Source organism: Paraburkholderia sprentiae WSM5005, assembly GCF_001865575.2.
Taxonomy (GTDB): Bacteria; Pseudomonadota; Gammaproteobacteria; order Burkholderiales; family Burkholderiaceae; genus Paraburkholderia; species Paraburkholderia sprentiae.
On the sequence record NZ_CP017564.2, the window covers coordinates 63,314 to 84,621 of the forward strand.

The 21,308-nt window shown below is 59.0% G+C and carries 29 protein-coding genes; 19 read left to right on the top strand and 10 right to left on the bottom strand.

From position 1 onward, the window contains the following. Positions 1 to 126 precede the first annotated feature (126 nt). The 5 genes from BJG93_RS33300 to BJG93_RS33320 all read left to right on the top strand — a co-directional run bounded on the left by BJG93_RS33300 (position 127) and on the right by BJG93_RS33320 (position 3,081). A complete protein-coding gene (locus BJG93_RS33300; protein ID WP_154671626.1) occupies positions 127 to 552 on the top strand; it encodes a hypothetical protein in 426 nt (141 codons plus the stop codon). A gap of 113 nt (positions 553 to 665) precedes the next feature. Continuing rightward, entirely contained in the window at positions 666 to 866 is a 201-nt protein-coding gene (locus BJG93_RS33305) for a hypothetical protein (protein ID WP_027193514.1), read from the top strand. Continuing rightward, positions 859 to 1,848: a nucleotidyl transferase AbiEii/AbiGii toxin family protein gene (locus BJG93_RS33310; protein ID WP_051374081.1), complete on the top strand. Its 990-nt coding sequence runs from the start codon at positions 859 to 861 to the stop codon at positions 1,846 to 1,848. The genes BJG93_RS33305 and BJG93_RS33310 overlap by 8 nt, the downstream gene beginning before the upstream one ends. 41 nt (positions 1,849 to 1,889) lie before the next feature. Then, positions 1,890 to 2,198 carry a hypothetical protein gene (locus BJG93_RS33315; RefSeq protein WP_027193513.1) on the top strand — a complete coding sequence of 103 codons (309 nt, stop codon included), beginning with the start codon at positions 1,890 to 1,892 and terminating at the stop codon, positions 2,196 to 2,198. A 58-nt stretch (positions 2,199 to 2,256) separates the two neighbouring features. Next, positions 2,257 to 3,081: a DNA-binding protein gene (locus BJG93_RS33320; protein ID WP_027193512.1), complete on the top strand. Its 825-nt coding sequence runs from the start codon at positions 2,257 to 2,259 to the stop codon at positions 3,079 to 3,081. Positions 3,082 to 3,090: 9 nt separating this feature from the next. Here BJG93_RS33320 and BJG93_RS33325 read toward each other — a convergent pair whose 3' ends face one another. Then, the gene (locus BJG93_RS33325; RefSeq protein ID WP_027193511.1) at positions 3,091 to 3,891 is read right to left on the bottom strand and encodes a hypothetical protein; all 801 of its coding nucleotides are present in this window, start codon (positions 3,889 to 3,891) and stop codon (positions 3,091 to 3,093) included. Positions 3,892 to 4,955: 1,064 nt separating this feature from the next. Here BJG93_RS33325 and BJG93_RS33330 point away from each other — a divergent pair. Further along, positions 4,956 to 5,333, top strand: coding sequence for a hypothetical protein (locus tag BJG93_RS33330; protein WP_034476759.1), 378 nt, complete (start codon positions 4,956 to 4,958; stop codon positions 5,331 to 5,333). Between the two features lie 157 nt (positions 5,334 to 5,490). Here the strand turns inward: BJG93_RS33330 and BJG93_RS33335 are convergent, their stop codons facing one another. Further along, positions 5,491 to 5,790: a hypothetical protein gene (locus BJG93_RS33335; RefSeq protein WP_082194408.1), complete on the bottom strand. Its 300-nt coding sequence runs from the start codon at positions 5,788 to 5,790 to the stop codon at positions 5,491 to 5,493. Next, positions 5,777 to 6,076 carry a hypothetical protein gene (locus tag BJG93_RS33340; RefSeq protein WP_051374080.1) on the bottom strand — a complete coding sequence of 100 codons (300 nt, stop codon included), beginning with the start codon at positions 6,074 to 6,076 and terminating at the stop codon, positions 5,777 to 5,779. The genes BJG93_RS33335 and BJG93_RS33340 overlap by 14 nt, the downstream gene beginning before the upstream one ends. Positions 6,077 to 6,463: 387 nt before the next feature. On the opposite strand from BJG93_RS33340, the gene BJG93_RS33345 reads away from it, so the two are divergent. Then, positions 6,464 to 7,372 carry a DUF72 domain-containing protein gene (locus BJG93_RS33345; protein ID WP_027193509.1) on the top strand — a complete coding sequence of 303 codons (909 nt, stop codon included), beginning with the start codon at positions 6,464 to 6,466 and terminating at the stop codon, positions 7,370 to 7,372. A 44-nt stretch (positions 7,373 to 7,416) separates the two neighbouring features. On the opposite strand, the gene BJG93_RS33350 is transcribed toward BJG93_RS33345, so the two are convergent. Next, positions 7,417 to 7,722, bottom strand: a complete 306-nt coding sequence (locus tag BJG93_RS33350; RefSeq protein WP_034476752.1) for a hypothetical protein — start codon at positions 7,720 to 7,722, stop codon at positions 7,417 to 7,419. Positions 7,723 to 7,773: 51 nt separating this feature from the next. Further along, entirely contained in the window at positions 7,774 to 8,376 is a 603-nt protein-coding gene (locus BJG93_RS33355; RefSeq protein WP_034476748.1) for an ATP-dependent DNA ligase, read from the bottom strand. A 519-nt stretch (positions 8,377 to 8,895) separates the two neighbouring features. Here BJG93_RS33355 and BJG93_RS33360 point away from each other — a divergent pair. Together BJG93_RS33360 and BJG93_RS33365 are read left to right on the top strand one after the other, a co-directional pair. Next, on the top strand, positions 8,896 to 9,120 hold the full coding sequence (locus tag BJG93_RS33360) for a hypothetical protein (RefSeq protein WP_154671625.1): 225 nt from the start codon (positions 8,896 to 8,898) through the stop codon (positions 9,118 to 9,120). Positions 9,121 to 9,137: 17 nt separating this feature from the next. After that, on the top strand, positions 9,138 to 10,385 hold the full coding sequence (locus BJG93_RS33365; RefSeq protein ID WP_027193507.1) for a tyrosine-type recombinase/integrase: 1,248 nt from the start codon (positions 9,138 to 9,140) through the stop codon (positions 10,383 to 10,385). Positions 10,386 to 10,756: 371 nt separating this feature from the next. Here the strand turns inward: BJG93_RS33365 and BJG93_RS33370 are convergent, their stop codons facing one another. Beyond that, positions 10,757 to 11,347: a hypothetical protein gene (locus tag BJG93_RS33370; protein WP_051374079.1), complete on the bottom strand. Its 591-nt coding sequence runs from the start codon at positions 11,345 to 11,347 to the stop codon at positions 10,757 to 10,759. Positions 11,348 to 11,737: 390 nt separating this feature from the next. Between BJG93_RS33370 and imuA the strand changes: the two genes are divergently transcribed. Beyond that, positions 11,738 to 12,442 (top strand): translesion DNA synthesis-associated protein ImuA, encoded by a 705-nt coding sequence (gene imuA / locus BJG93_RS33375; protein ID WP_027193506.1) that lies wholly within the window; start codon positions 11,738 to 11,740, stop codon positions 12,440 to 12,442. 64 nt (positions 12,443 to 12,506) lie between these two features. Then, complete coding sequence (locus BJG93_RS33380; protein ID WP_051374078.1) at positions 12,507 to 12,731, top strand: hypothetical protein; 225 nt, start codon at positions 12,507 to 12,509, stop codon at positions 12,729 to 12,731. A gap of 107 nt (positions 12,732 to 12,838) precedes the next feature. Here the strand turns inward: BJG93_RS33380 and traI are convergent, their stop codons facing one another. Together traI and BJG93_RS33390 are read right to left on the bottom strand one after the other, a co-directional pair. Continuing rightward, positions 12,839 to 15,013, bottom strand: a complete 2,175-nt coding sequence (gene traI, locus BJG93_RS33385; RefSeq protein WP_027193505.1) for a TraI/MobA(P) family conjugative relaxase — start codon at positions 15,011 to 15,013, stop codon at positions 12,839 to 12,841. Continuing rightward, on the bottom strand, positions 15,010 to 15,477 hold the full coding sequence (locus BJG93_RS33390) for a plasmid mobilization protein (RefSeq protein ID WP_027193504.1): 468 nt from the start codon (positions 15,475 to 15,477) through the stop codon (positions 15,010 to 15,012). The genes traI and BJG93_RS33390 overlap by 4 nt, the downstream gene beginning before the upstream one ends. A 244-nt stretch (positions 15,478 to 15,721) precedes the next feature. Between BJG93_RS33390 and BJG93_RS33395 the strand changes: the two genes are divergently transcribed. Beyond that, complete coding sequence (locus tag BJG93_RS33395) at positions 15,722 to 16,636, top strand: hypothetical protein (RefSeq protein WP_154671641.1); 915 nt, start codon at positions 15,722 to 15,724, stop codon at positions 16,634 to 16,636. Between the two features lie 4 nt (positions 16,637 to 16,640). On the opposite strand, the gene BJG93_RS33400 is transcribed toward BJG93_RS33395, so the two are convergent. Together BJG93_RS33400 and BJG93_RS33405 are read right to left on the bottom strand one after the other, a co-directional pair. Further along, positions 16,641 to 17,486, bottom strand: coding sequence for a hypothetical protein (locus tag BJG93_RS33400; RefSeq protein WP_034476793.1), 846 nt, complete (start codon positions 17,484 to 17,486; stop codon positions 16,641 to 16,643). A gap of 33 nt (positions 17,487 to 17,519) precedes the next feature. Continuing rightward, positions 17,520 to 18,488, bottom strand: a complete 969-nt coding sequence (locus BJG93_RS33405; RefSeq protein WP_034476790.1) for a hypothetical protein — start codon at positions 18,486 to 18,488, stop codon at positions 17,520 to 17,522. 129 nt (positions 18,489 to 18,617) lie between these two features. Here BJG93_RS33405 and BJG93_RS33410 point away from each other — a divergent pair, with 129 nt between their 5' ends. The 7 genes from BJG93_RS33410 (at position 18,618) to BJG93_RS36605 (ending at position 21,297) form a co-directional block, all read left to right on the top strand. Further along, positions 18,618 to 18,905 (top strand): hypothetical protein, encoded by a 288-nt coding sequence (locus BJG93_RS33410; RefSeq protein ID WP_034476788.1) that lies wholly within the window; start codon positions 18,618 to 18,620, stop codon positions 18,903 to 18,905. A 49-nt stretch (positions 18,906 to 18,954) separates the two neighbouring features. Beyond that, positions 18,955 to 19,140, top strand: a complete 186-nt coding sequence (locus BJG93_RS33415) for a hypothetical protein (RefSeq protein ID WP_154671640.1) — start codon at positions 18,955 to 18,957, stop codon at positions 19,138 to 19,140. 39 nt (positions 19,141 to 19,179) lie between these two features. Then, positions 19,180 to 19,404 carry a hypothetical protein gene (locus BJG93_RS33420; RefSeq protein ID WP_027193589.1) on the top strand — a complete coding sequence of 75 codons (225 nt, stop codon included), beginning with the start codon at positions 19,180 to 19,182 and terminating at the stop codon, positions 19,402 to 19,404. A gap of 186 nt (positions 19,405 to 19,590) precedes the next feature. Beyond that, positions 19,591 to 19,824, top strand: coding sequence for a hypothetical protein (locus BJG93_RS33425; RefSeq protein WP_027193588.1), 234 nt, complete (start codon positions 19,591 to 19,593; stop codon positions 19,822 to 19,824). A gap of 298 nt (positions 19,825 to 20,122) precedes the next feature. After that, the gene (locus BJG93_RS33430) at positions 20,123 to 20,638 is read left to right on the top strand and encodes a hypothetical protein (protein ID WP_027193586.1); all 516 of its coding nucleotides are present in this window, start codon (positions 20,123 to 20,125) and stop codon (positions 20,636 to 20,638) included. Positions 20,639 to 20,725: 87 nt separating this feature from the next. Continuing rightward, positions 20,726 to 20,983, top strand: coding sequence for an XRE family transcriptional regulator (locus tag BJG93_RS33435; protein WP_051374095.1), 258 nt, complete (start codon positions 20,726 to 20,728; stop codon positions 20,981 to 20,983). A 137-nt stretch (positions 20,984 to 21,120) separates the two neighbouring features. Continuing rightward, positions 21,121 to 21,297 (top strand): hypothetical protein, encoded by a 177-nt coding sequence (locus tag BJG93_RS36605; protein WP_407675365.1) that lies wholly within the window; start codon positions 21,121 to 21,123, stop codon positions 21,295 to 21,297. The last annotated feature ends 11 nt before the right edge of the window (positions 21,298 to 21,308 follow it).

The following is a 21,308-nucleotide window of genomic DNA, read 5'->3' on the forward strand; positions in this document are numbered from 1 at the left end:
CTATCAGCGATGGCCTCGCGGCCTTTTTCCAATGGCTCAACGCCGTTAATGGCATCTCATTAATCGCTCTTTTCGTCTCGGTTTTCAGCCTGCTGAGCGCCTGGAGAACCCGTCGCTGGGTAAAGCGTGGATTGCGTCAAAATAGCGACTGGAGAGGCGCAGTGTATAACCCAAAACAGTTCCGTTCTCGTAGGTAACCTGCTCAAGATGAACACTAACTGTTCGGCATTGATGCAACAGGAAAACGACAAGCGTGCGGCCTTGCTCCTCGTTCTCGTGATTGGCCTGATGTTGTTGCAAATCATCGCCCTTGGCGCGATCGCCGTCGCTCGGGCGCACGAAGGCGCGTGGATTCGCGCTGCTGTTGCAACCGTTCCGGCAGTGCTGGCGATCGGTGCAAGCGTCAAGGCACTCGTGCGATCGTCTGGCGATCATGAGGGCACATTCAAGATTGCCGGCGTCGGGTTTCTAGCGTGGTCGGCCGGCGCCGCATTGCAGGCGGTCGCGATCGTGGCCGCGCCCGCTGTCGCGCAGTGGTTCGCCCACTTCTGACTTGTGCCGTGGCTGGGCGATTTCGCGGGCCGGTTCTTCGGGGACGCGTCATCTGGACCGGACCAGCGCTTTTTGGCATACTAGAACAAACACATTCCGTTTCGGGTGTCAAGATGGTACGGGTCAACGACTATCCGCAATTGCGCTTCATCGCATGGAATCGTCCGGGCGACGATGTTCTTAGCGATGCGGACGCGTTTGCGCTTTATGAGCGCAACTGGCGCTTTGTCGATCAGCGCGCGCTTGATCCTCACGAGCGCGCGCTGATTGAACGACTTACCAATGACGTGGGGCACGGGCACTTGCATGTTTAATCGCAAACACCATCAAAACATCATCCGGGTCCTCGATAAGCTGGACGCGGACGTGTTGGAGCGCGCCGGATGCTTTTTCGGGGGCGGCACGGCAATTGTGCTTGCGACCAACGAGTACCGGGAGTCGGTTGATATCGACTTTCTTGTCGGCACGACAGAAGGCTATCGTCAGATCCGCGAGCTCGTTTCCGACAAAGATATAAATAAACTAGCGAAGGAGCCGATACCGTTGCTCCGCGACGTTCGAAAGGACCGGGACAAGATTTCCGCCGTCCTTAATGCCGGCGAAGGAGAACGGCCGATCAAACTGGAAATCGTTCTCGAAGGGCGCATCCCGCTTAGCGGGCAGAGGATTGCAGGCATTCCCGTGGCGACGCTGTCCCGAGTCGACCTCTATGCCGAAAAGATGCTGGCGAACGCCGATCGGTGGAACGATGCAAGTGTGATGTATCGCGACGCCATCGACATCGCAATGATGATCGACCACTGGGGGCAAATTCCCTCCGAAGCCATCGAAAAGACAAGGCCGATATACGGCGACGCTGTCACGACGGATCTGCGGAAGGTGACGCAATTCCTTTCCTCCAACGAATCGGCGTTGAACAGGGCGCTCGCGTCCATGGCAATGGACCCTGAACTAGCACCCCGTATCACTGCGCTGTTGCAGGCTGAGGTTCGCCGGATTGAGGGCAAGCCGCTGTCCCAAGAGACGGGGCTTCCCGACGACATTACCCGCGAACTTGATGCGCGCGGTCTCGTTTCCCAAAGGCTCAATGTGGATCGCGGTCTCTATACGGGCAGCGTCCTGCTGGTCAGCGGGCGCCATGCGGTGCAAGACATCGGCCGCAAGACCGTCGCCGTTCACCAGCTCGCGGACGGCGAGGCAAGGCCCACTGTGGGCGGGCAGTACCGGGTCCAATACCACTACGGTCACGCGGACTGGGAACCGAAAAACCGATCGGGCAAAGAACTGGGGCGGTGATGGGCCGCTTCTGACGTTGGAAATCCACAAAAAGGAAAAATATGTTGGCCTTCATTATCTTGGGTGGCCTTGCGCTCTTGGTCGCGGCCCTCGCCAGCCTTTATCTGTTCAGCGAACTCACGGCATACGGAATGGAGCAGCTAGACGAGTGCGCAAGAAATAACGCTGAGGCTCGCAGGTTCATCAGGCGGCAGATGGCGAAGGGAAAACCAATGCGCCAATGGGTCCTCGTCCGCGCGGAAAGAATGCTGGACGCGGCGAAGCGCGCAGACGAGACGCGCCGTAACGACGCCTCCGAAGCGCGCCGTCGCGCGGCTGCGGAAAAGCGACTGAGGGACACGCTCCGCTGACCAGGCAGACGGCTCACATTTCATAACGTATCATAACGACCACGATAGGAGTTACGTTATGGCACGCGAGCCCAGCATCACGCAGGAGCAAGTCAGTCGCGCCGCTGAGGCGATCCGCGATTCTGGTAGCAAGCCGACCGCGAGAGCGATCCGCGAGCGGTTAGGTGCTGGCTCGATGGCGACCGTACTCAAGTTTTACCAGGCGTGGGCGGAGGCGCAGGTACGTCCGTCCGATCCTCCCGTAGTTCTGCCACCGCCCCTTCAAAAAGGCCTCCTGGACTTTGTTGCCGCCGAAGTGGCGCGCAGCAAGTCGGAGTTGAACGGTGAACTGGATGCAGCAAATCAGGCGAACGAAGATCTGATTCGGGAGAATGAGCGGCAAGCGCTTGTTGTCGATAATCTCACTAGCGCGCTAGAAACGGCGCATGCGGACAAGGCAACACTGGCGGGGCAGCTTCGGGAAGTGGAAGCTGAGCGCGACGTTGCACGGCAGGAGGCGACGGCGGAACGACAGGCGGCCGAAGCCGCCCGGACGGAGCTTGCGAAGGCACTGTTACGCCTCGAAAGCATGCCGCGACTCGAAAAGGAACTTGACGAACTACGGCAGGAACTCCAACAGGAGCGCGACGCGCGGTTTGCCTCTGAGCAAACGGCCGCGGTCGCCGGTGCAAAGCTAGAAGGCGCGCTTCAGGCTAAAGCTGCGGCAGATACCGCGCAGTCCCGCGCGGTGGATGAGATGACCGCTGCGCGCGAGGAACTAAAAGCGGCACACGCGTTGAACGCGCAACTACAAGCCGATCTTCTCGCCGCAGTGCGGCCGGCGTCGGCCAAACCAATGACGCGCAAGCCGCTGAAGCCGCAGACCGCACAAAAGAAAGCTTGAGCGCCCGGCTCACGTGGCCTGTCTGCCCGAGCCATCCTCGCTCTGCGGCCCACGATTCCCTAACACCCGCCGCAGTGCATCGGTCTGGCCACGCTCGCGGTCGAGCGCTTTTTCCGCCGTTTCGAGACGATTTTTGTAGTGACTGACTTGCTGCGAAAGTTCAGTCCTCAGCCGGTCGGTTTGCAGCCGCAGATGTCGTTCGAGTCCCGCCAGTCTTCCCTCCGCAGCCATCAACGCGTCGACGCGCTCTGTGAGCGTCGCCGCGACTGCATCTTTCTCCGCTGCCACTTCACGTAGGCGCCGTTCATTTTCGGCCACTCGAGCGTCGGCAGTCGCGAGGCGGCGCAAAGCTTCGTCGCGCTGTGTCTCGATCCGCTGGATTTGCCGGTAGGCATCGCTGAGAGAAGCCTCCGCTACCTGCGTGCGGACCTTCCATTCCGCTGTCTCGCTGTTGCGCTCGTCCGCTCGTCCGGGCGGTAGCGCAAGGCGTTCGGCCATTTGTCCTTGTTCGGGTTGCACGATCGGCGGGGGCAGCGCTGTCTGCCGCGCCGGTGACGGGAGGCGCGCCCGGACGCGCGCGATCGCAGCCGACCACGTCGGCGCAGACGGCCGGCGAGTGATGCCGGACGCGTCGAGCAGCCGAACGTAGGTCGGCTGGCCGTAGAGGCGGCCAGTTGCGTGCGCAACGCCCGTTATGAAATCGTCTAGGAAAGCGGCGTTATGGTCGGGAGACCGTGTTTGCGCCTGCGTGGCCGCGTCCAGGATGCCGCGCAGCTCATCGTCTGTGAAGGTTGTTCTCGGGCGCGCCATGGCTATCGCTGGTTGATCGAGAGGCGTTAGTCTAACGCCCGGCTGGTCCGCGCGTAAAGGTAACCGTAGTTATAATTACGCATTGTTTGTACTTCGCATCATTACTCCAATAATGGTGCGTTCTGTGCGAAACGGGCATTCTGCGGCGCGCCTTGCCAGACTGCAAAGCCTGGCGGGCTTCTGACGTTGGAAGTGCCCCATTTTTGTCGAGATTCAGTCAACTTTGAACTTTGTCCGCCAAAGTTTGAACTCCCACGCTGCGCTTGCCACCGTGGCGGTCAAAAATACCCTGCCTGCACAATCACTTACAGACAGACCTAGTTGGGCTCAGAGCGTCGAGCGCGCAACGCGACTCCGCAGCCGTTTCTAACGATAGTGGTCGGTTGCATGCGCGACAGCGAGCAGCTCGGCGATTTTTGCTGCGACGACCGCCATTGAATCTTCTGCGGTGTCTAGGCGGCTTCGGGAGGCGAGCAAGGGGGCTGACGTTCCGGAGAGCTGCAACGTCGTGTTGTAAACGTATGGTGATAGAGAGCGGAGCGCGTAGCACTGGGTACAGTGGCTTTGCTCACTTGTCAGCACCTAAGAGCCGGCCTGTCGCGCCACGCATCGAGGTTGACGGACAACGCCGCATCGCAAGTCCTACGCTGGATCCATGGGACGCACGTTGTCCCGCTTACACCAGAGTACCGACCATGAAAGCCCCTTTGCTTGCGCTGGCCTTCGCGCTGACGGCGTTCGCGAATCACGGTGTCGCGCAGACAACGAACAACCAGGACACGACCTGTAACGACGTGGGGCGTAGGACGGCCGACACGTGCGAAAAGGTCCATCAAAAGTCCACGTCAATGTGCGAGACTGATGGCATGAATTCCGAGAACGACTGCTTGCGGCGCGCGCAGCAGCATAACAATACTTACGGTACCGGACAGAAACAGCAGAAAGGCATGGACTGAAACCGGATGCAGGCCGCAACGCGTGGACGTTCCTCATCGGTGGCTGCGTCGCACCGGGCTTGCTCGCGAATCGAGCGCAGGCGCAGCGGGTCAGCACGAGGTGAGGCGATGGACACAAGCTACGGACAGGGCTACATCGGACGCTTATTACGCATCGCGCTCGCACTGGTCGTCGTCGGTTGCATTGCTGAGACCGGTCACGCCGACTGCCACGACTACACCGAGCAAGCCTATGCCGCTGGTCGCGACCACCAAGACCGGGGGCAGCAGAATAATGAAGATACGAAACAGTGTCTCGCCGCTTGCGATCATGACACTCCCGAGGCATTGCCCGACTGCAAGCGTTCGTGCATACACGACATGCACGTGGAATCACGCAACGCCAAGAAAGACTGGGACAATGCTGTAGTCGACATTCAGTCGCAAGCTGCTTCGCACGGATGCAGAGACAGTAACGGTAATCCCTATGCGCCAAGCTACAGATAGTTCAGAGTTAAGTGAATTTCATATGACCAGTCACCGCCTGCAGGCGTGCGGTCAACAAGCGTCGCCAGTTCTGGCTCGATGACGGTGGGCATTTCGCCAGGTGCGCTAGCGGGCGGGCGGGTGCGACGCGGGCACGCCGAGTTCCAGCGGCCGGCATTTATGGGCCTGCGTCAAACGGCGGCGCATCGGCCAGCCACTGGAACACTTCTGGTCGGAACTCGAAAACGGGGCTTGCAAGCCATGCTTCCAGCGGCGGCTGCCATTCTTCCCACACGTAGTCGTCAAGGTCGAATTCTTCGTCCACCGAGCCAGATCCGTGCTCACAGAGAAAGGCGTAGACCACGGCGTGACCGTCCCAGTAAGCTGCCAGACTGTCAGAAAGTAGCGCAATAGTGCCGGCCGTGCGCTGACGAAGCAAGGACGACAGTTCCCGCTCGAACAGCTCACGCGTCATCATCGTCCTCATCGTCTACGTCGCCTGCATCGTCCAGGTCCTCTGCCTCGCCCAGCTCCTCTGGTCTGATCGGCGCAAGCATCGGCTGTGTCGTATCGTAATCCGCGCCCTGCAGTGCCGCGTCAATCTCTGCCAGCAGGAATCCGAAATCAAGCGGCCACGATTTGCCCTCGGCGGTCACGGTCATGCCGTCGTGAATCGTCAGATAGTATCGAGCCCTCAGCAGCGCGCGGACCAGCGGTGGCTCCTTGAGCGGATCACGGGTCGGTACATGTTCAGTCGTGTTCATGGCGGCTACCTCCTTACTTTGAAGTCAGCAGCGCATGTGCCAGGCTCGTCAGGATCTACGCCAGCTTCCGCCGACGATCATGTTGCTCGGAAATCTTGGGCCCATTCTTTTACGGATGAGACAAGAGGTCTGTCGGGCCGGTTCGGTCTGCTACTTCTGACGTCGGAAGTGACGGTGGATAGTTCAGAGTTAACTGAACCAAAAGCCGGATAGTTCAGAATTAGGTGAACGAGCGGTTCAGAGTTAGACGAGCACTGTTGCGGCAAACGCTGGCCAGACCGCTACAACTGTTCAGACTTAAGTGAATCTCGACAATTTTTTTTGTTGTAGATTCGCCTCCTACCTGTGTGCGAACGCGCGGGGGCATGTTGGGCCTCGGAGGGCTGAATGACTATTGCTATCGGAACCGCGAGCTGGACTGACCCGACCCTTATTGCGAGCAAGCGTTTTTATCCGCCTGGATGCACCAGCGCGGAAGCACGGCTACGTTTCTACGCCACTCAGTTCCCTCTGGTCGAAGTGGATTCGAGCTATTACGCAATGCCAAGCGCCTCCAATTCGGTGCTTTGGGCTGAGCGCACGCCTGCTCACTTTACGTTCAACATCAAGGCGTTTCGTCTTTTTACCGGGCATCAAACCGACCGCACCAAGCTTCCGAAAGATATCCAGGCAGCGCTCCCGGCTAGCGACAAAAAAAACCTGTACTACAAGGACACACCGGGGGAAATACTTCGCGAGCTATGGCGTCGCTATATCGAAGCGATAGAGCCTCTCAGGAAGGCAGGGAAGCTCGGTGCCGTTCACTTCCAGTTCGCACCTTGGGTAGTCAATAACGAAGACGGACGCGCTCATGTCGAGCATTGCGCCGACGTGATGGAAGGCTTCACGCTCGCAGCCGAATTTCGGCACCAGTCGTGGTTCTCCGACAGAGCGCGGGACGCCACGCTTGGGATGGAGCGCGAGCGCGGTCTGGTGAACGTCGTCGTAGACGAGCCAAACACCTCGGCGAATTCGATACCCGCCGTATGGGAGACAACGAACCCCAGTCTCGCATTGATCCGTCTGCACGGTCGCAACCATGAGACGTGGAACATCAAGGATGCGGCGTCGGCCTCATCTCGCTTCAATTATGACTATAACGACGATGAACTAGGGGAGCTTGCCGGCCGGATTCAAGGCATTGCAGAGAAAGTAGAGCGAACGCATGTGGTATTCAACAACAACTTCGAGGATCAGGGCCAGCGCAACGCTCGGAGTTTGATCCAGATTCTCGGCGCGAGCGCCTTGCAACCCTAGCCGACTTTCGGCTCGTTTTCCCTACAGGTGCTCGCCGGCCGCCCTCATCCCACGGCGGATTCAAGTGGAGGCGCATCGAGCGTCCAGTTGCGCAGCGTTGGCCGGTGTGAGAACCGGGGGTTCGCAAACCAATCGGTCAGGTTCTCTTCTACCTGTCCGACAAACCACGCATCGACTGCGAACGGTTCATCGAGTCCCTCCGGTTCGTCCGCGCTTAGGAACACGCCTTTTATGCGGCCACCAACTAGGTACACGACAGCGCTGTCAGTTATGTCAGCCGTCGTGCATGGCGGCTCGTCGCGCAGCAGCATCCGAAGGTCTGCAATCGTCTGTTCGAAGGTTCTTTCCATTACTTGTCCCCAAAATGAATAGCGCGGCGTGCGACGTACCTGAGCACGGCCTCATCGAAATCCCAGTGCCGCCTGACGGGAATAAGCCTGATTCTTCACCTTGACCCAATTGTTTGACCGTCCTCGCTGATATGGCGCATCGAGGCGCTTTCCAACCATCCCCTCGAAATCATGCGCGACAACCTGCTCGAATACCAGCTCACCGATGTCCGGAATGCCAGTGACGTAAAGCAGATTAGGCGTATCGTCAAAGCTGTCGCGTAATATCGGTTTGCGCTCACGCAGCGGCAACCCGCGCAAGTCGCGTTTGCCGATCGCAAGTATGTCGAAGGCGCAGACTCGCGCTGGATAACGCTGAGCGGCCGCGCGCACGCGCGGCGCCACAGACATACACGCTCGTGATCGAACGCGCTCAAAGGCATCAGAGCCCCGCGCGGCTCCAATGGTCAATTCACAATCCCATACAAAACTGCCGTCCACTTCGGCGACGGCCTCGACCAACTCGGGGAATGCCCGATTCAGCAGGTTACCAGGCCTGGAAAACAATTCGACTACCTCTCCGGTCTTGCTAACCAAGAGCCGGAACCCGTCGAGCTTCCATTCGTAGATCCACCCAGGAGCGGAGAAGGGAGCGCGGCGCAGCGTCGACAGCATTAAGTCCGCCGGACGTATCGGGTGTAGGAGAGGGACGCCAGGCGATTTCTTACGCACAACGAGGCGCGACGCGTCCTCCGACGTTTTTAATTGGCGGGACATTTGTGGGCGACCGAATGGATAGATCGACCACGCAGCACGAAACGTGCGCGGCTCGGTTTGCCGGGCCGCGCACGTTGTACAATCAAATACAAATAATTGCCTTTATGAGCCTCTTTCGTCGCACTGACGCCCTTGACGGACTGATTTGGCTGTATGCCTGTATCGAAGAAAAATCGGTCTAAACCCGCTCGCAATCGACAGAATAAGCGGCTGTATCTGCCGTTGGGAGCAGAGCATGCGAACCAGCTGTGCTTGCAAGCTCGAATCGCATTCGAGACGGTACGGCACGGAAAGTTTGACAGGACGGCTGCACTCGCGATGTCCTCTATTGTGCTCCTGTGCGAAACGCTCACGGAAGACGGGCACGGGATATTGCCGCTTGCACTGCTATGTGAGGCTAGGCAAGGCGTAGCTCGCATGCTTAACACGGGCGTCGCCAGTGGAACGTGGGCGTGTCCGCAAGCGCTTATCGACCAGCTGAACCGCATCGTGAACGAGTACGATCGGCAAATGCACGAGACGCGACTGCACGCGATCGTGGCCGCATCGGAAAAGGTTGACCGCATGTTGGCGGCGGGGAGAGGCAGAACGCTCGCCCGTGTGCAGGAGGGTGCCGAAAACCCCACGGCAGGCGAGTCCTAAACAACAACCGTCAAACGATGAACGTCACCATCCCGACGATCGAGTCATACGTGCTCGAACAGATGCCGACCTGCGCGCCGCGGAATCGCGGCGAGAGCCCGATTTTGCCCGGTGGCTTGACCGACGAGGACGCGGTTATCCGATGGCTGGCGACAAAGGCGGCCGGCGACGGCAGACTAGCCGATTCAACCCTCGCGCAATATGTCGTAGAGGCTCGTCGCCTTTTTTGGTACGCGCGTTGGATCGCGCGGCCAATCTCCGAATGGACGCTCGATGACGCCGGCAACTATTTGGCATTTCTTCGTGCGCCGGATCAACGCGCGATCTGTCAGACACGAGTCCGGCGCGACGACCCCGCATGGACGCCATTTCGCAAGGCCCTGTCGGCCGACTCGGCGCGGCAGTCACAGGTGATTGCCGGAAGCCTTTTCAAATGGCTAGTTGATATGCAATACCTTCGCGCCAATCCCTTCTCTGGCTTCGGGCTAGCAGGAAAGCGCTCGCGCGCCGAGAAGAAGCAAAGCCGTTTCGTCGAGCCGACGGCGCTCGATTTGACTCGTATGGCCATTGAAAATCGCGTCTGCCCGTCCGAGCGGCAGAGAGCAAAAAAGGTACGTGATCTTTTCGTCCTCGATCTTTTCGCCAAGGTAGGACTGCGCACATCGGAAGCGACGGGCGCGACTATGGGCGCGATCCGCTACGCGTTGTTCACAACTGCGGAAAGGGATCGCGAGCCTGACGGGCCGGCAGGCGTTTGGGTCATCGACGTGACATCGGGAAAAGGTGGATATCCTCGGACGGTGTCGTTCGCCGCTGTCATGGGTCGATTGCAAGAATACAGGATCGCCTACGGGCTTTCGCCGCTCCCAGCAGCTGGCGAGTCGACGCCTTTGATCCTTGGAGCAAGGCGCCGGACTCCAACGATTAACGTTCAGCTTCCCCAGTGGCGACTGCGCAATCTGCGGCAAGATCTAGGGACATTTGACGGGGTCACAGACCGGTCCTCAATCTACCGACTCATCAAAGGAATCTTCCGCGAAGCGCTTGAATACTGGGACGCAAAGAGCCCGATTGACGCTGATAGCTTACGCCACGCTTCAACGCACTGGCTCCGACATACATTTGCGAAAAGCATGGTCGATGCGGGCGGGGGAGTCGTAACCGTGTCCCGCAATCTCGGGCACGCTGACATGAATACGGCGCTCACATACGTTGACGACGAAGAGTTGAAGCGCGCTCGCGAGACGGAGCGGTTGCTTCGATGAAGGTAAGGCCTAGTGTCGGTAAACGGAATTCGTTGCACTAGTGCGCAGTTAGCTAGACTCGAAAGCACGGAATTAACTGGATTTTCGGGAAAGCGCGGAAGTTGAAGAACTGCCGCGCGGCGCAGTTGGCTCACGGCAACGTGCCGATGAGACTTTGATTAGAGAGGATGAGGGGCGCTTGACGACCCAATGCGGGCGGTCGACCCGTCGCGGCTTAGAAGGCGGCCATCACGGTACTACGGACGTTCGACTAGTCGCAGCGAAATACGGCCGTTAGCCAAGTTAGTCGACACTCGCAGCTCTCTAGCCCCGGTAGTCCACGTCCCGTTCGGCAAGGTCATGGCCATACACGGGACGCAAGCATGACTTCATCAACCGAACATTCTAGACAACACGAAGAGGACGAACACAGCCGCCGCGCCGAATTTGAGTGCGAATCTAACCTGGTCGCGCGTCTCAGGACGGTTCCGGTATTCCCCTGCGGCGTGGCTCTTCAACGCCTCGATCAGGGGCCTTCCTCTCGTCTCAGCCCGCTGTATTGCCGCGAGGCAACCCACGATCATCGCAGGACCCCATTCTTTCGGCATGTTGCGATGGTCCTTAGATAGCATGTGGAAGTTCTGGCGAAACGCACGAATGTTCTCATAAACGTAAGCAACGTCCCTCGCCGATTGCGGACCCAATAGACCGACCTTTGCAGCGTTCTCGTCAAACAGTGGACTCGGCGGAATCGGCCATTCAGTCAAGTCGAGCCCATTATCGGTCGCGATCGGAATCATGTTCTCAAGGCCGCGCTTTAGAAAATCGAACGCCTCAGCATGCGATTCGAGCTCGCCAGCCAGCGCACCAGCGAGCGCTTGACCATCGCGGAAGCGCCTGTAATCTTCAGCGAGGAAGTTATTGACGTATCCGCCCATCATAAGTCCGAGAAGGCCGATAAGAGCCGCATTGAGGTCAGCCATGTTTATCCTTATTCGAAGATCCGATTGGGTGGCAGAATGGTCGTACCAGAATCATAAAATAAAGAGCAGTCCGGCGCGTGCGGTCGGGCGGTGATTCACATGCGGTTCCTACGGGACTATCAACTCATCGAATGTCGCTTCACGGCCGCCGCAGCCTCTTGCAACCCGTGCTATCTCGCCTTCCGGCGAATCCAACAAATTCGCGTCGCAAATCCGACCAGTCCAACTATTTCAGTACCGCTCTTGCAAAAGAGTCGAACCGATTTCGGTTTTCCCGCACTAGCAGCAGGAAGGGCGGGGGCGGGACAGCCGATTAGTTGCGTTTAGGACAGCGAGCAACAATGCGCCATATACTGTATAAATGTACAGTATCCATCGGGGGGCCGCATCATGCCTGCGCTACCAACGAACGTTGAGGACATCCATCCAGCGCTGTGGAAAGGCTCGCAACTCGGACGCGCGGCCGGCGTCACGGTTGAACCTGGCTACCAAGCGCTGTCGGCTGAATTGCCTGGCGGCGGCTGGCCCCTCGGCGCGCTGATAGACATGATGCCGCAACAAAGCGGGATTGGAGAATTGCGCATCTTAGCTCCCGCTCTCGCAAAGTTGGCGAGCAGGCCGATCGTATTGCTGAAGCCCGTCCAAACGCCAAACATTCACGGGTTGGCGCACATCGGGTTGCCGCTGGAAAATCTAATGCTTCTTCGACCGTCCAATACGGCTGATACGCTATGGAGCGCCGAGCAGATTCTCCGGGCGAAGACGTGCGGGGCGCTTCTCGTGTGGCAGCAGCACGTTCGCGAAGAATCGCTACGGCGCTTGCGTCTGGCAGCGAAGTCAGGTGACAGCTTGCTTGTGCTGTTTCGTCCGCTCGCGGCAGCCGCTGATGCGTCGCCCGCGGAACTGCGCTTGTGCCTCCGTCCAGTTGATAAAGGCGTGTCAGTCGATATCGTGAAGCGAAGGGGGCCGACGATGGACGGCCCGATTCAGATCGAGCTGCGACCATCGCCGATTCTACTAAGCCCGCATGGCCGTTCTCGACGCGCAGCGCCAACGTTGGTGCCCCAATGGACGCCGTTAGGTGCCGATGCTTGACCACTGAAGGCGGGAATGGCGGGAATCGTTTGTGCTCACACAGTGGTATCAAAGGAGTGCCGCCATGTGCTACGGAAACCCTGTTGAAATGCTCGCGAATGTCCTGCCAGATCCCATGCCGCGAAACCGCTTGGGACATACCCCGCTCGATGACTTCGAGCACTTTTGCGCCTACTCGGGCCTTGTCGAACCAGAAGTCGGGTCGCTGGGATTTGCTTGGGCGAAGTGCGCTTACGTCGACGCCTGGATGCTCCGCTATGCCGTCGTGCCTGACGATTCGGGCCAGTAATTGCATTCCGGAACTACGGTCGGCCGGAAACGTGATAGGGCGCGCCTCTGCCTGTGGTACTTCTGACGTTGGAAAAGCGCCCGTGACACGGGCGCTCTCCTTTGATGTCATCGGCCTTTCCCGCCTCGGTCTTTAGGTTGTGAAACAGCAGCCTTACCGCTTCTGTATTTGACGGTCACCCGCTGTCCATGCTCCGGCGTCAAATCAAACGCGCTCCGGTCGTGAACAACGACTCTGTTCTGTCCAACGTCCTGCGCAATGTGCTTCGCGTTCTGCGCGATAACCGTCCCGGTGTAGCTGTTGCGATCAGTGACGGCATTCACGACGCTCGCGTTGCGCTTGACGCCCCGAATCAGCGCGTCCATATCGTCTTCGTTCAATGAGACGTTCCGAGTGACCGATGCGCCCTGCGTGCTCTGCGCGTGACCCTGCCCGATCGCGCGTACTTGCTCGCGTGCTGCGAGTTCGTCGCGGATCTGTTTTTCAAGCCCGCGAAGCTCGGCATTCTGGATCGCGATGCCATGCTCGACGGCCATGCGCACCACTCGCTCCTTAAATGCGAAGTCGCCGCCGGCGATGCGCAATCCGTCTTTCCACTTCTCGGCCCCGTACTGAAGGGTAATTGCCAATGCGCTGTCCGACACATCGGCGCGTCCGAACGTCAAACGCTCGCCTTCGTCACGGAATGCGGGTTGCCCGTTGGCAAAGTTGTAGTTCACTCTCCCGTTGTTCCCGACCTTCCAGATGAGATTGCCCAACGGCCGAATGGATGGATCGGTATCGGCGGCTCGCGCTGCCGTGATCGAATTCTCTGTCTCGGCGATCGCGTCGCGGGCCTCTTTCTTCTTTCGATCGCGACCGTCCTGATAGACCATGCCTCGCAGCGCGCTAATCGCGGCCTCGTTGCCAAGCTGAGCCTGCGCTTCGACCCATTCGCGCCACGACGGTACAGGCGGAAGTAACTGATTGCGTTCGGCGCGCTCTGCCCGGACTTGCTGGACGAGTTGTTGCCGCGCACTGGCCATTGTTACCTTTGCGACCATGTATGCCTGCTGCTTCTGCGCTGGACTCAGGAACGCATCGGCTTTAATTGCCGCGCGCCGAGCATCATAGGCTTTTCGCAGGTCCGCAAATCTGCGCTTGTCCTGATCTACGAACGGCGTCAATGCCTCACGTGCGATGTTCTGATGTTGACGCGCCTCCCGATCCGCCTGCTTGTATTGCTCATAGAGTGCGTCTCGTACAGCTTTCCGGGCAAGGCGGGATTCCAGTCGCTTATGAGGATCGCGCTTATACGTGCGCTTCGGCTCGTCCGTGCTCAGATCCGCTGCCGGGGGTTGGTACTTGCCCCACTTAGCCTCAAGTTCTCCGCGCTTCAGAAAGCGGAACGCCGCCGATGCGCTAACCGACATCGGCTTGCCCAACTTCTCCGGTCGGTCGTCGCTGATGTCCGTCACCTTCAGGCCGCCGCCGCCAGTCTCGCGCAGTTCGAGACCATACTTGGCCAGCACGCGGTGGACGTCCTGCCAGCTGTCAGTTTTCTCGTCAGCCAGAACGCGCTTCAAGTCCGCGGCCGGCTCGCCTTTGCACCATGTCTCCAGTGATTCCTCGCCGGACCAGACCTCGGCCTGCTTTGCACCGTGGCGCGTCGGAGCAATGTCGGGGTCCACATACTCGGTGTTGCGGACAATGTGCTTTTTCCCGGCGACCTCGACTACTTGGAAGATCCCGTCGTCGTGGTGCCATCCGTATTTGATTTCTATCTCACGCGCTGCTTTGTGCAGGGTGAGATAGTCTCGATAGGTGTCTACCGCACGGTACGTTTTCGGATGAACACGGTTCACCTCGATGTGTGCGTGCAGGTTGTCAGTGTTCGCGTGAATCGCGATGATGTACTGATGCTCGGCCATCCCCAGCGCGGCCAGTGTCTCTCGCGCAGCGGCGAATATGTCCTCGGTCTTCGGCCGCTCGTGTTCCGGCCACGAAAGAATATAGTGGTACACAGGCTCTTTGACCTTGGGCGCCTGGCGGGCGACGGCATACATCTCCGCCGGCGCACTCGCGAGGGACTGGACATTGCCAATCTCCACGCCGATGGTCTTCTCGACGTTCTCGCCGAGGGCGTCCAGGACGCTTTCTTTCGTGATGTACTGCGTCAGATTTGCCCAACTGTGCTTTTCGGGTGGCTCGCCCGACTGCTTGATTCCGTTGGTCACGTAGGTGGCAAGTTGCTTGAAGGAGGACTTTCCGTCTCTCCGGTTCGGAACAACCTTCGGGATCATCGTTCTTCTCCCGACTCCCACACCCGATTGATGGCGTCGATGACAGCCCGCATCGGCTCGTCCAGCACTTCAGTAGCCAGCGCTCCAAGCTCGCTTCCTGCCGCCTTCAAAGTGGCATGAATCCCTCGTAGCTCGTCGGCGCAATCGCGAAGCAGATTGATCGCGTCCACGTCGGCCCGCTGGCGTGCCGCCCTTCCGAGTCCCGCCCGCGTCAAATAGTCGGTAACACTCAGCTTGCGATCGGCCGCCTTTTCCTCGAACGACCGCTTCGTGTCCGGCGTCACTCGGAGTATCACGACAGCGCTTTTGGGTTCGCTCACTTTTCTTGGCATTTTTAAGTCACTCAAATACGGGTCTCGGGGCGAAGCCCTGAGTTCAACGGAAAGGACAAAAGGGCGAAGGGGGCCGAAGGCCACCGAGCGCTTTTGTCCGGTGTATATGCGCGACTCGTCGCGTATATACATTCCCTATCCTGTCCTCAAGGTGTTAGGGGCTGTAGTACCCGAGTGCGTCACCTCTCGCGTCACCGACAGCGTGACCGGGTGCGCACACGGACGGGGTTAGTTCATCGGAGCTTGCGGAGATGAACTCCCGGTACTGCGCCCGGAGGGCGCCGCGACACATCGCTGCGCCAACCTTTCCGACACCATTGTGATGATATTATATGAGTTCCACAATGTTATTCAGACCGTTCCGCGAGGCGTACACATGGCGTCCACCCGCAGAAGTATCGAAAAAAATGAAATTGAAGTGGCTCGCCAGAAACTTCTGGAAGCCATCTATAGCGAACTGCCCGACGACCGTTTCCTTGGACGGGACGCGGTGAAGCAACTGCTCAGCACGCTAATTGCCGCACGAGAACGCGGACTCCCGTTCGAGCGAATCTCGGACATCCTCAAGCAAGCAGGGTTGGACCTCGCGCCAGTCACGTTGCGCCGCTACTTCTTCGAATTGAAAACCGATGCCGAGCTGGCAGCAGAGAACGCGCGCCACGCAAAGAAGGTTGCCGACACGCGAAGGGCGATCCAAGACAAGGTTCTCGAGCTGCATACCGAGCACGGCAACGCTCTTGCGGCAAAGCGCGCCAGGCTAACCCAAGCTACCCCGAGATTCGCCAATGCCTTCGGCAGCGAAAGCACAACGCCAGACGTTCCGACCATCACCCCAGCGGCGGTCCATTCGGCTGGCACGAAGAGCGTGATTTCGGAACGTGAAAACGCGCGACCGGCTTCGCCGGCCGCGCCGGTTCCGCCGCCTGCGGCGTCGGAACCGGCGCGGTTGGAAAGTGAAGGGGCGGTGCCCGGACCGATCCTCGATGTCAAATCCTCGTCAACGCTTCCAACGTCAGAAAAAGCAAATCGGGCTGCGCCCGATATTCAAAGTGATGGCGCGATGACTCTCGCCGACATCGAACGGGCTAGTCTTGCGACGGAAGAGCGAACGGAATTGATGGGAGACGTGGAGCTGAGGGCAGGGGAGTTGGTTTACTACGTGTCGGGGCAGCCGTTTCACGGGCTGCTTTCGCAACGGCAAATTCGGCTTCTAAGGACAGTGGGACGCATCATCGCGCCCACAAAAGGCAAGTCGAGCAAAGACTTCGTGTCGATGCCGACCAAGTTGTGATGGATCAGGCGGCGTAGCGCACCAGTCCGCACAGATCAACGTCGCTGCTGGCTTGCTGCGCGTCGCGCAGGCTCTCGTCAGCAGTAGAGAAGAAATCGTCCTGGCGCGAGGCTGCGTCGAGCTTCGGTAAGGTCTTCGCATAGCGGCTCACGCTCGTACCGTCGATGCTGTTCGCGCCTGCGGCGGCACAAATCTTAATACGGCGTACCGTATTGACCCGTCCGACATGAAGGTGGCAGTTGCGACGGCGAGCCAAGGAACCCCACGCACCTGCGGTGGCCTCCTTCCATTCGGTGGAGCCTCCAATAAAAATACCAACGGCGGGCGACAACTCGTGCGCTACGTCTTCCAGCTGAACCCCGTCCTGTACCGCGATCAGCACCTTCGTCGGAATTCCTCGCAGGCGCTCTTTCCACGCGAGAGAGAACTCCAGCGAGGCCATGCCGCCCTGCACAACGTCCGGCAGGACGATCCATTCTGCGCGTTCGCCGACTAGGTCCACAGCGCGCAAGAACGACCCTTCGTCAAACGGCTGGCCCTGCTGGTACGCGGTCCACGCGCCGTTGTCCAACGCGTAGGGCATGCCTTCCGATCGCAGGCTGCTTCCTTTAGGCGAAAGCAGCATGTGCCATCCGGCCTCCTTCATGGCCGCGAGATTGCGTTTGGTGCCGGTGTGGCTCGCGTATGCAACCATCGGTTGACGGTGCATCGTGAGGCGTTCTTCGATGCTCCAATCGTCATCGGCCGAGCCGTCGACGCAGTAATAGTCGGAATACGCGATTACAGCCTGCGACCATCCGGATTTTTCGCCAGCGGCGTAGGGTGCGATCCAAGCGGGAATGTTGTTCATTGCTGTTTCGTCTTTTGGCCTGCGTTCCAATCGTTAGGCGCAGAGCGGTTCAAACGCGTCGTCGCGGTCTGCGTAATCGTCCGTTTCGTCGTCGGCTTCGTCGTCCTGCTCGTTGTCCGCTCGATCGGCCAGCATTCGAGCGATCGAGTCAGCGGGCGGGCGGTCGTCAAAAACCTCGATGGCGCTTTCCAGCACGCACAGTTGGCCACGCACCTTCACGACCAGGCCGCGATCGTCGCCACGCTCGCGAATGCCGTCGTCCCAAGCCTTGCAGATCGACCGATACGAATAGGTTTCTCCGTTCCAGTCAGCGATAGGGCAGATCCGCCATGCACGGCCATGCTCGATGCCGCGATATCCCGAGCCGCCCGTCTGCACGTATTCGCGCCCGCCCAGCTTGAACGTCGGGACCGACGCCACACCTGCACCCGACATCGCGATCTTGTCCGCGCAGTAGGCAGCTTTCCACGTCGCGTAGGGCACGCGCACGACTGGCATGCCGTCGCGGTAGCTCGCCAGAAAGATCGAGTCCTTCCAGGGCGAATATGCGATGTGGCCGTTTCCGGTTATCGCCCAATGGCGGCCGATGAGTGTGCCGACGCCTTCTACGAACACGGCACATTCCTTCATCTGCCCGTCGTCCCGCGACTTCATTTCGATCCCGGCAACGGGCGATTTCCCGAGCTGCTCGCACGTCTTGAAGAACGCGTCTAGGTCGCCATAAACCTCCGCGTCTACTTTCCTGCGACCCATGCGCATCGGCACATCGCCGCCTTCCTCGATCAACTCAGCGAGTTCGTCTTTTGCTGCATCGATGCCGCTTTGGTAGAGGCGCGAGAATTGGCCATCAACGCTCGCGACACGCCGCGCCGCAACTTCCAGCGCGCGGGTCCATTGCTGCGCGCTCCAGTCCGGGTCATGCCATGCGCCGAACTCTAACGCAAAGGAGTGCGAATCATTTGAAGTGAAATCAAAGCCTAACTGAGCGGCAAGTGCGGTCATCGTTGTTTCCGTCCTGAAAATTAATACTAAGACTCTATTGTACCCAATGGGTACATTCAGGGCAAGGACTTTTATGCATTAGAATCGCTTGACGAACGTACCCATTGGGTACATAATGGAGGCTGCTGTATGGAACTTGATTTGAAGGTGGTTTTTTACCGTCCCGCCCGCTTCGGGCGTCACCGTAACCAGATGGTTTGGAGCAAAGCCATGCAAATGCAACAGGGTACGCCGTTCAAGATTCTCGCCTTCCCTGATATGGGTGTCTCGTTCTACGCGGTGTGGGACGAGGATACAGAAACGTATTGGATTTACGACGGCGCGGATCAGGACACGGCAAACGCGATCGGCGAATCGGAAACGGTGGCGGGCGCGAAGCAAGTTGCCAAGGATGTCGCGGAAGCGTTGATGGCGTAACAAGAGAGTGGCCCGCCTCGTGCGGGCCACCCCCAATAAAGGCGAAAGCATGGCTGCAAAAATCTACGCGACACTTCGCAAGCGTTACTGCACTGAAGCGCTTAAAAGCATGGGCTTTACGCGTGATGGCTCGATGCTTGTTAAGCGCGGCGCTTGTCGGAAAGTCTATGCAACGGCAAGCAGCCTCGACGGCTATTTCTGGCGCGTTACACCGCTTGTTCGGCACTGGCGCTAAGGCCAGATTGTCAACCTCACTTGCCCAGGGGCACCGAAGATGGAAGGTACGAAACAGGTAGCGCAACGCATTGTGAACGCGGCCGAGCACTTCGTCGGGGTCGTGCAGCAAATCACCGGCTGCTCGCGCGAAGAAGCCCTCAAGGCGCTCGACACCATGCGCAAGCTGAAAGTGGCCAAGCTGGATGTTGCCGCAGGCCGCTACCAGGTTAAGCACGGCGCGTTCATGGAAGCTGACGCCCTCCGCGCCGCGATCGATTACTAATCAAACACTGCTACGTAAGGAAATACGAATGGAACTGCTCATTGCCGTACTCGCAACCCTCGCTCTCGTTGGCGCGTTCCAATTTGAATCCCGCGTCTAATCGCGACCGTCACTTTTCAGCCCGCCCCGCGAGTACGCGGCGCAGTGGTGGCCTGATTTCGACTAATTTAAACAAAGGAGTTTGCAATGATTCGAGGCAAGTACAAGGCAACCGCCCTTCGCGTGGGCCTGCGGGTCGGCGCTGCCTGTGGTCCGGGCGAGTTTCCTGAAGACCGTCCTGGCAGGATCACGGACAAGGAAGTCACGCGCTGGGGTACCACGTGGAAGGTGCAACTGGACGACGGCTCGCAAGAGTGGATCTCTGGTGTTCAAACCACTGCGATGGGCATTGGCTGGTACGCGATTGAGGAAGTGGCGTGACCTTCTGCCGCCCAGCCCCCTTGCTGAAAGACGCGCTCGTTAGCGAGCGTGTCCGGGCAGTGACGGCACGCGTAGTCGTCAAATACTCGCCCGCACTTACGCCCGAGTTCGTCTATGGGGATGTGCTGCCCGACGTTCAGACGTGTGCAGATTGGCTCTCGGCAATGATCGAGTACTACTCGCGCACCGGATCGGCGCGCGTGGCGTCGCTCATACGCCTTCGGTCTATCGCTGCGCGGATCACCGCATAGCCCGATTTCCAACGTCAGAAGCTGAAACCTACAAACCGAGATTTGCGATGAACCGAAAACCTATTTCCGCTCCAACCGTTGCCCGCGAAGCTGCGCCGAATCCGTTCACTGATTCTCTCGGCATCCTGTATGCACTCTCGTTCATCGCAGTCGCGCTCGCTGGCTGGCACGGTGGCATGCGTCATGCCGTAGGCGTTTTGCCGTTGTGGGCCGTCATAGCGGCCATCCTCGCGGCTGGCTGCGTGCTCATGCACTCTGTACGCTGGATGGCCGCTACATACGCTTGCGCGCTGGCGGTTACATGGGCCTTTCTCGCAATGGACATGCTTGGCGCCGATATCGCATCACGTATCTACCCGCGTGTTGCATCCCTTACACCGTTGGCTGATCCCGCCGTTCTCCAATGGGGCAGCGTCGTTATTACGGTGGGTTTCGGTGCTGCCGCCGTGCTGAGTCACTTTCAGGCGCTGTTCGAGCGCGCGGCGCCACCGTTGGCTGCGACCGGCAATGCCTCGCTGGACGATACTGTGATCGGCTCTGCCGTGCGTGCGCGCGCCGACTGATCCATAGCTGCCTTCGCCTGTCCTGTAATATCGCGTCTTTCGACGGGGGCACTGAACCCCTCCAGACTGACTTAAAGGGAGTGTTGCATGTCTATGAACCGGCCGATCGCGGAGCGCGTATCCGAGCCTAGCCCGGAGGAAGTCCGCGCAGCTAGAGAGTACGCCGGACTCACGCAGGAAGCCGCGGGGGCGTTGGTTTCGTCTTCAGACCAGCCTCGTCGCACTTGGGACAAGTGGGAAACGACCAACGAAACCAACAAGCGCAAGATGCCGTTGCCCACTTGGGAGTTGTTTCTTCTGCTCACGGGTCAGCATCCGAGCTTGGGGCTGGTGGAAAAAAAATGAGCGTCCTCCCGGCAGACATCTTTTTTCAGCGTTGATATCGCCGGAACAACTGGAAAAAGCAAACCACTGTGATATATTGATATCACATTAACGGGCTAGGAGGTAGCGTGTCGGTCTTTTCGATCGCGGAGCTGGAAGTGGCAATCAATCACTGTCTCGCGTGCGAGCCGTCCGAGCACTATTCCCTCGGCCCGGACGGGAGCCAACTGGGCAATGTGTACGGGTCGATGATCTGGAACAAAGAGGGAAGCCGCAGTCTCGGGTCATTAAAAGAGGAAGAACGCATAGCGTTTATCCGTTGGCAAGTAATTTAATTTTAGGAGTT

What these genes read in the sequence shown, in the direction of transcription:
- BJG93_RS33325 (WP_027193511.1), bottom strand. Translation starts at nt 3,891, where the DNA reads ATGGCGCGCCCGAGAACAACCTTCACAGACGATGAGCTGCGCGGCATC.
- BJG93_RS33435 (WP_051374095.1), top strand. Translation starts at nt 20,726, where the DNA reads ATGTCTATGAACCGGCCGATCGCGGAGCGCGTATCCGAGCCTAGCCCG.
- BJG93_RS33425 (WP_027193588.1), top strand. Translation starts at nt 19,591, where the DNA reads ATGATTCGAGGCAAGTACAAGGCAACCGCCCTTCGCGTGGGCCTGCGG.
- BJG93_RS33350 (WP_034476752.1), bottom strand. Translation starts at nt 7,722, where the DNA reads ATGGAAAGAACCTTCGAACAGACGATTGCAGACCTTCGGATGCTGCTG.
- BJG93_RS33420 (WP_027193589.1), top strand. Translation starts at nt 19,180, where the DNA reads ATGGAAGGTACGAAACAGGTAGCGCAACGCATTGTGAACGCGGCCGAG.
- BJG93_RS33320 (WP_027193512.1), top strand. Translation starts at nt 2,257, where the DNA reads ATGGCACGCGAGCCCAGCATCACGCAGGAGCAAGTCAGTCGCGCCGCT.
- BJG93_RS33330 (WP_034476759.1), top strand. Translation starts at nt 4,956, where the DNA reads ATGGACACAAGCTACGGACAGGGCTACATCGGACGCTTATTACGCATC.
- BJG93_RS33415 (WP_154671640.1), top strand. Translation starts at nt 18,955, where the DNA reads ATGGCTGCAAAAATCTACGCGACACTTCGCAAGCGTTACTGCACTGAA.
- BJG93_RS33390 (WP_027193504.1), bottom strand. Translation starts at nt 15,477, where the DNA reads ATGTATATACGCGACGAGTCGCGCATATACACCGGACAAAAGCGCTCG.
- BJG93_RS33410 (WP_034476788.1), top strand. Translation starts at nt 18,618, where the DNA reads ATGGAACTTGATTTGAAGGTGGTTTTTTACCGTCCCGCCCGCTTCGGG.
- BJG93_RS33355 (WP_034476748.1), bottom strand. Translation starts at nt 8,376, where the DNA reads ATGCTGTCGACGCTGCGCCGCGCTCCCTTCTCCGCTCCTGGGTGGATC.
- imuA (WP_027193506.1), top strand. Translation starts at nt 11,738, where the DNA reads ATGCCTGCGCTACCAACGAACGTTGAGGACATCCATCCAGCGCTGTGG.
- BJG93_RS33310 (WP_051374081.1), top strand. Translation starts at nt 859, where the DNA reads ATGTTTAATCGCAAACACCATCAAAACATCATCCGGGTCCTCGATAAG.
- BJG93_RS33315 (WP_027193513.1), top strand. Translation starts at nt 1,890, where the DNA reads ATGTTGGCCTTCATTATCTTGGGTGGCCTTGCGCTCTTGGTCGCGGCC.
- BJG93_RS33365 (WP_027193507.1), top strand. Translation starts at nt 9,138, where the DNA reads ATGAACGTCACCATCCCGACGATCGAGTCATACGTGCTCGAACAGATG.
- BJG93_RS33345 (WP_027193509.1), top strand. Translation starts at nt 6,464, where the DNA reads ATGACTATTGCTATCGGAACCGCGAGCTGGACTGACCCGACCCTTATT.
- BJG93_RS33405 (WP_034476790.1), bottom strand. Translation starts at nt 18,488, where the DNA reads ATGACCGCACTTGCCGCTCAGTTAGGCTTTGATTTCACTTCAAATGAT.
- BJG93_RS33380 (WP_051374078.1), top strand. Translation starts at nt 12,507, where the DNA reads ATGTGCTACGGAAACCCTGTTGAAATGCTCGCGAATGTCCTGCCAGAT.
- BJG93_RS33400 (WP_034476793.1), bottom strand. Translation starts at nt 17,486, where the DNA reads ATGAACAACATTCCCGCTTGGATCGCACCCTACGCCGCTGGCGAAAAA.
- BJG93_RS33340 (WP_051374080.1), bottom strand. Translation starts at nt 6,076, where the DNA reads ATGAACACGACTGAACATGTACCGACCCGTGATCCGCTCAAGGAGCCA.
- BJG93_RS33430 (WP_027193586.1), top strand. Translation starts at nt 20,123, where the DNA reads ATGAACCGAAAACCTATTTCCGCTCCAACCGTTGCCCGCGAAGCTGCG.
- BJG93_RS33305 (WP_027193514.1), top strand. Translation starts at nt 666, where the DNA reads ATGGTACGGGTCAACGACTATCCGCAATTGCGCTTCATCGCATGGAAT.
- BJG93_RS33335 (WP_082194408.1), bottom strand. Translation starts at nt 5,790, where the DNA reads ATGATGACGCGTGAGCTGTTCGAGCGGGAACTGTCGTCCTTGCTTCGT.
- BJG93_RS33370 (WP_051374079.1), bottom strand. Translation starts at nt 11,347, where the DNA reads ATGGCTGACCTCAATGCGGCTCTTATCGGCCTTCTCGGACTTATGATG.
- BJG93_RS33395 (WP_154671641.1), top strand. Translation starts at nt 15,722, where the DNA reads ATGGCGTCCACCCGCAGAAGTATCGAAAAAAATGAAATTGAAGTGGCT.
- BJG93_RS33360 (WP_154671625.1), top strand. Translation starts at nt 8,896, where the DNA reads ATGCTTAACACGGGCGTCGCCAGTGGAACGTGGGCGTGTCCGCAAGCG.
- traI (WP_027193505.1), bottom strand. Translation starts at nt 15,013, where the DNA reads ATGATCCCGAAGGTTGTTCCGAACCGGAGAGACGGAAAGTCCTCCTTC.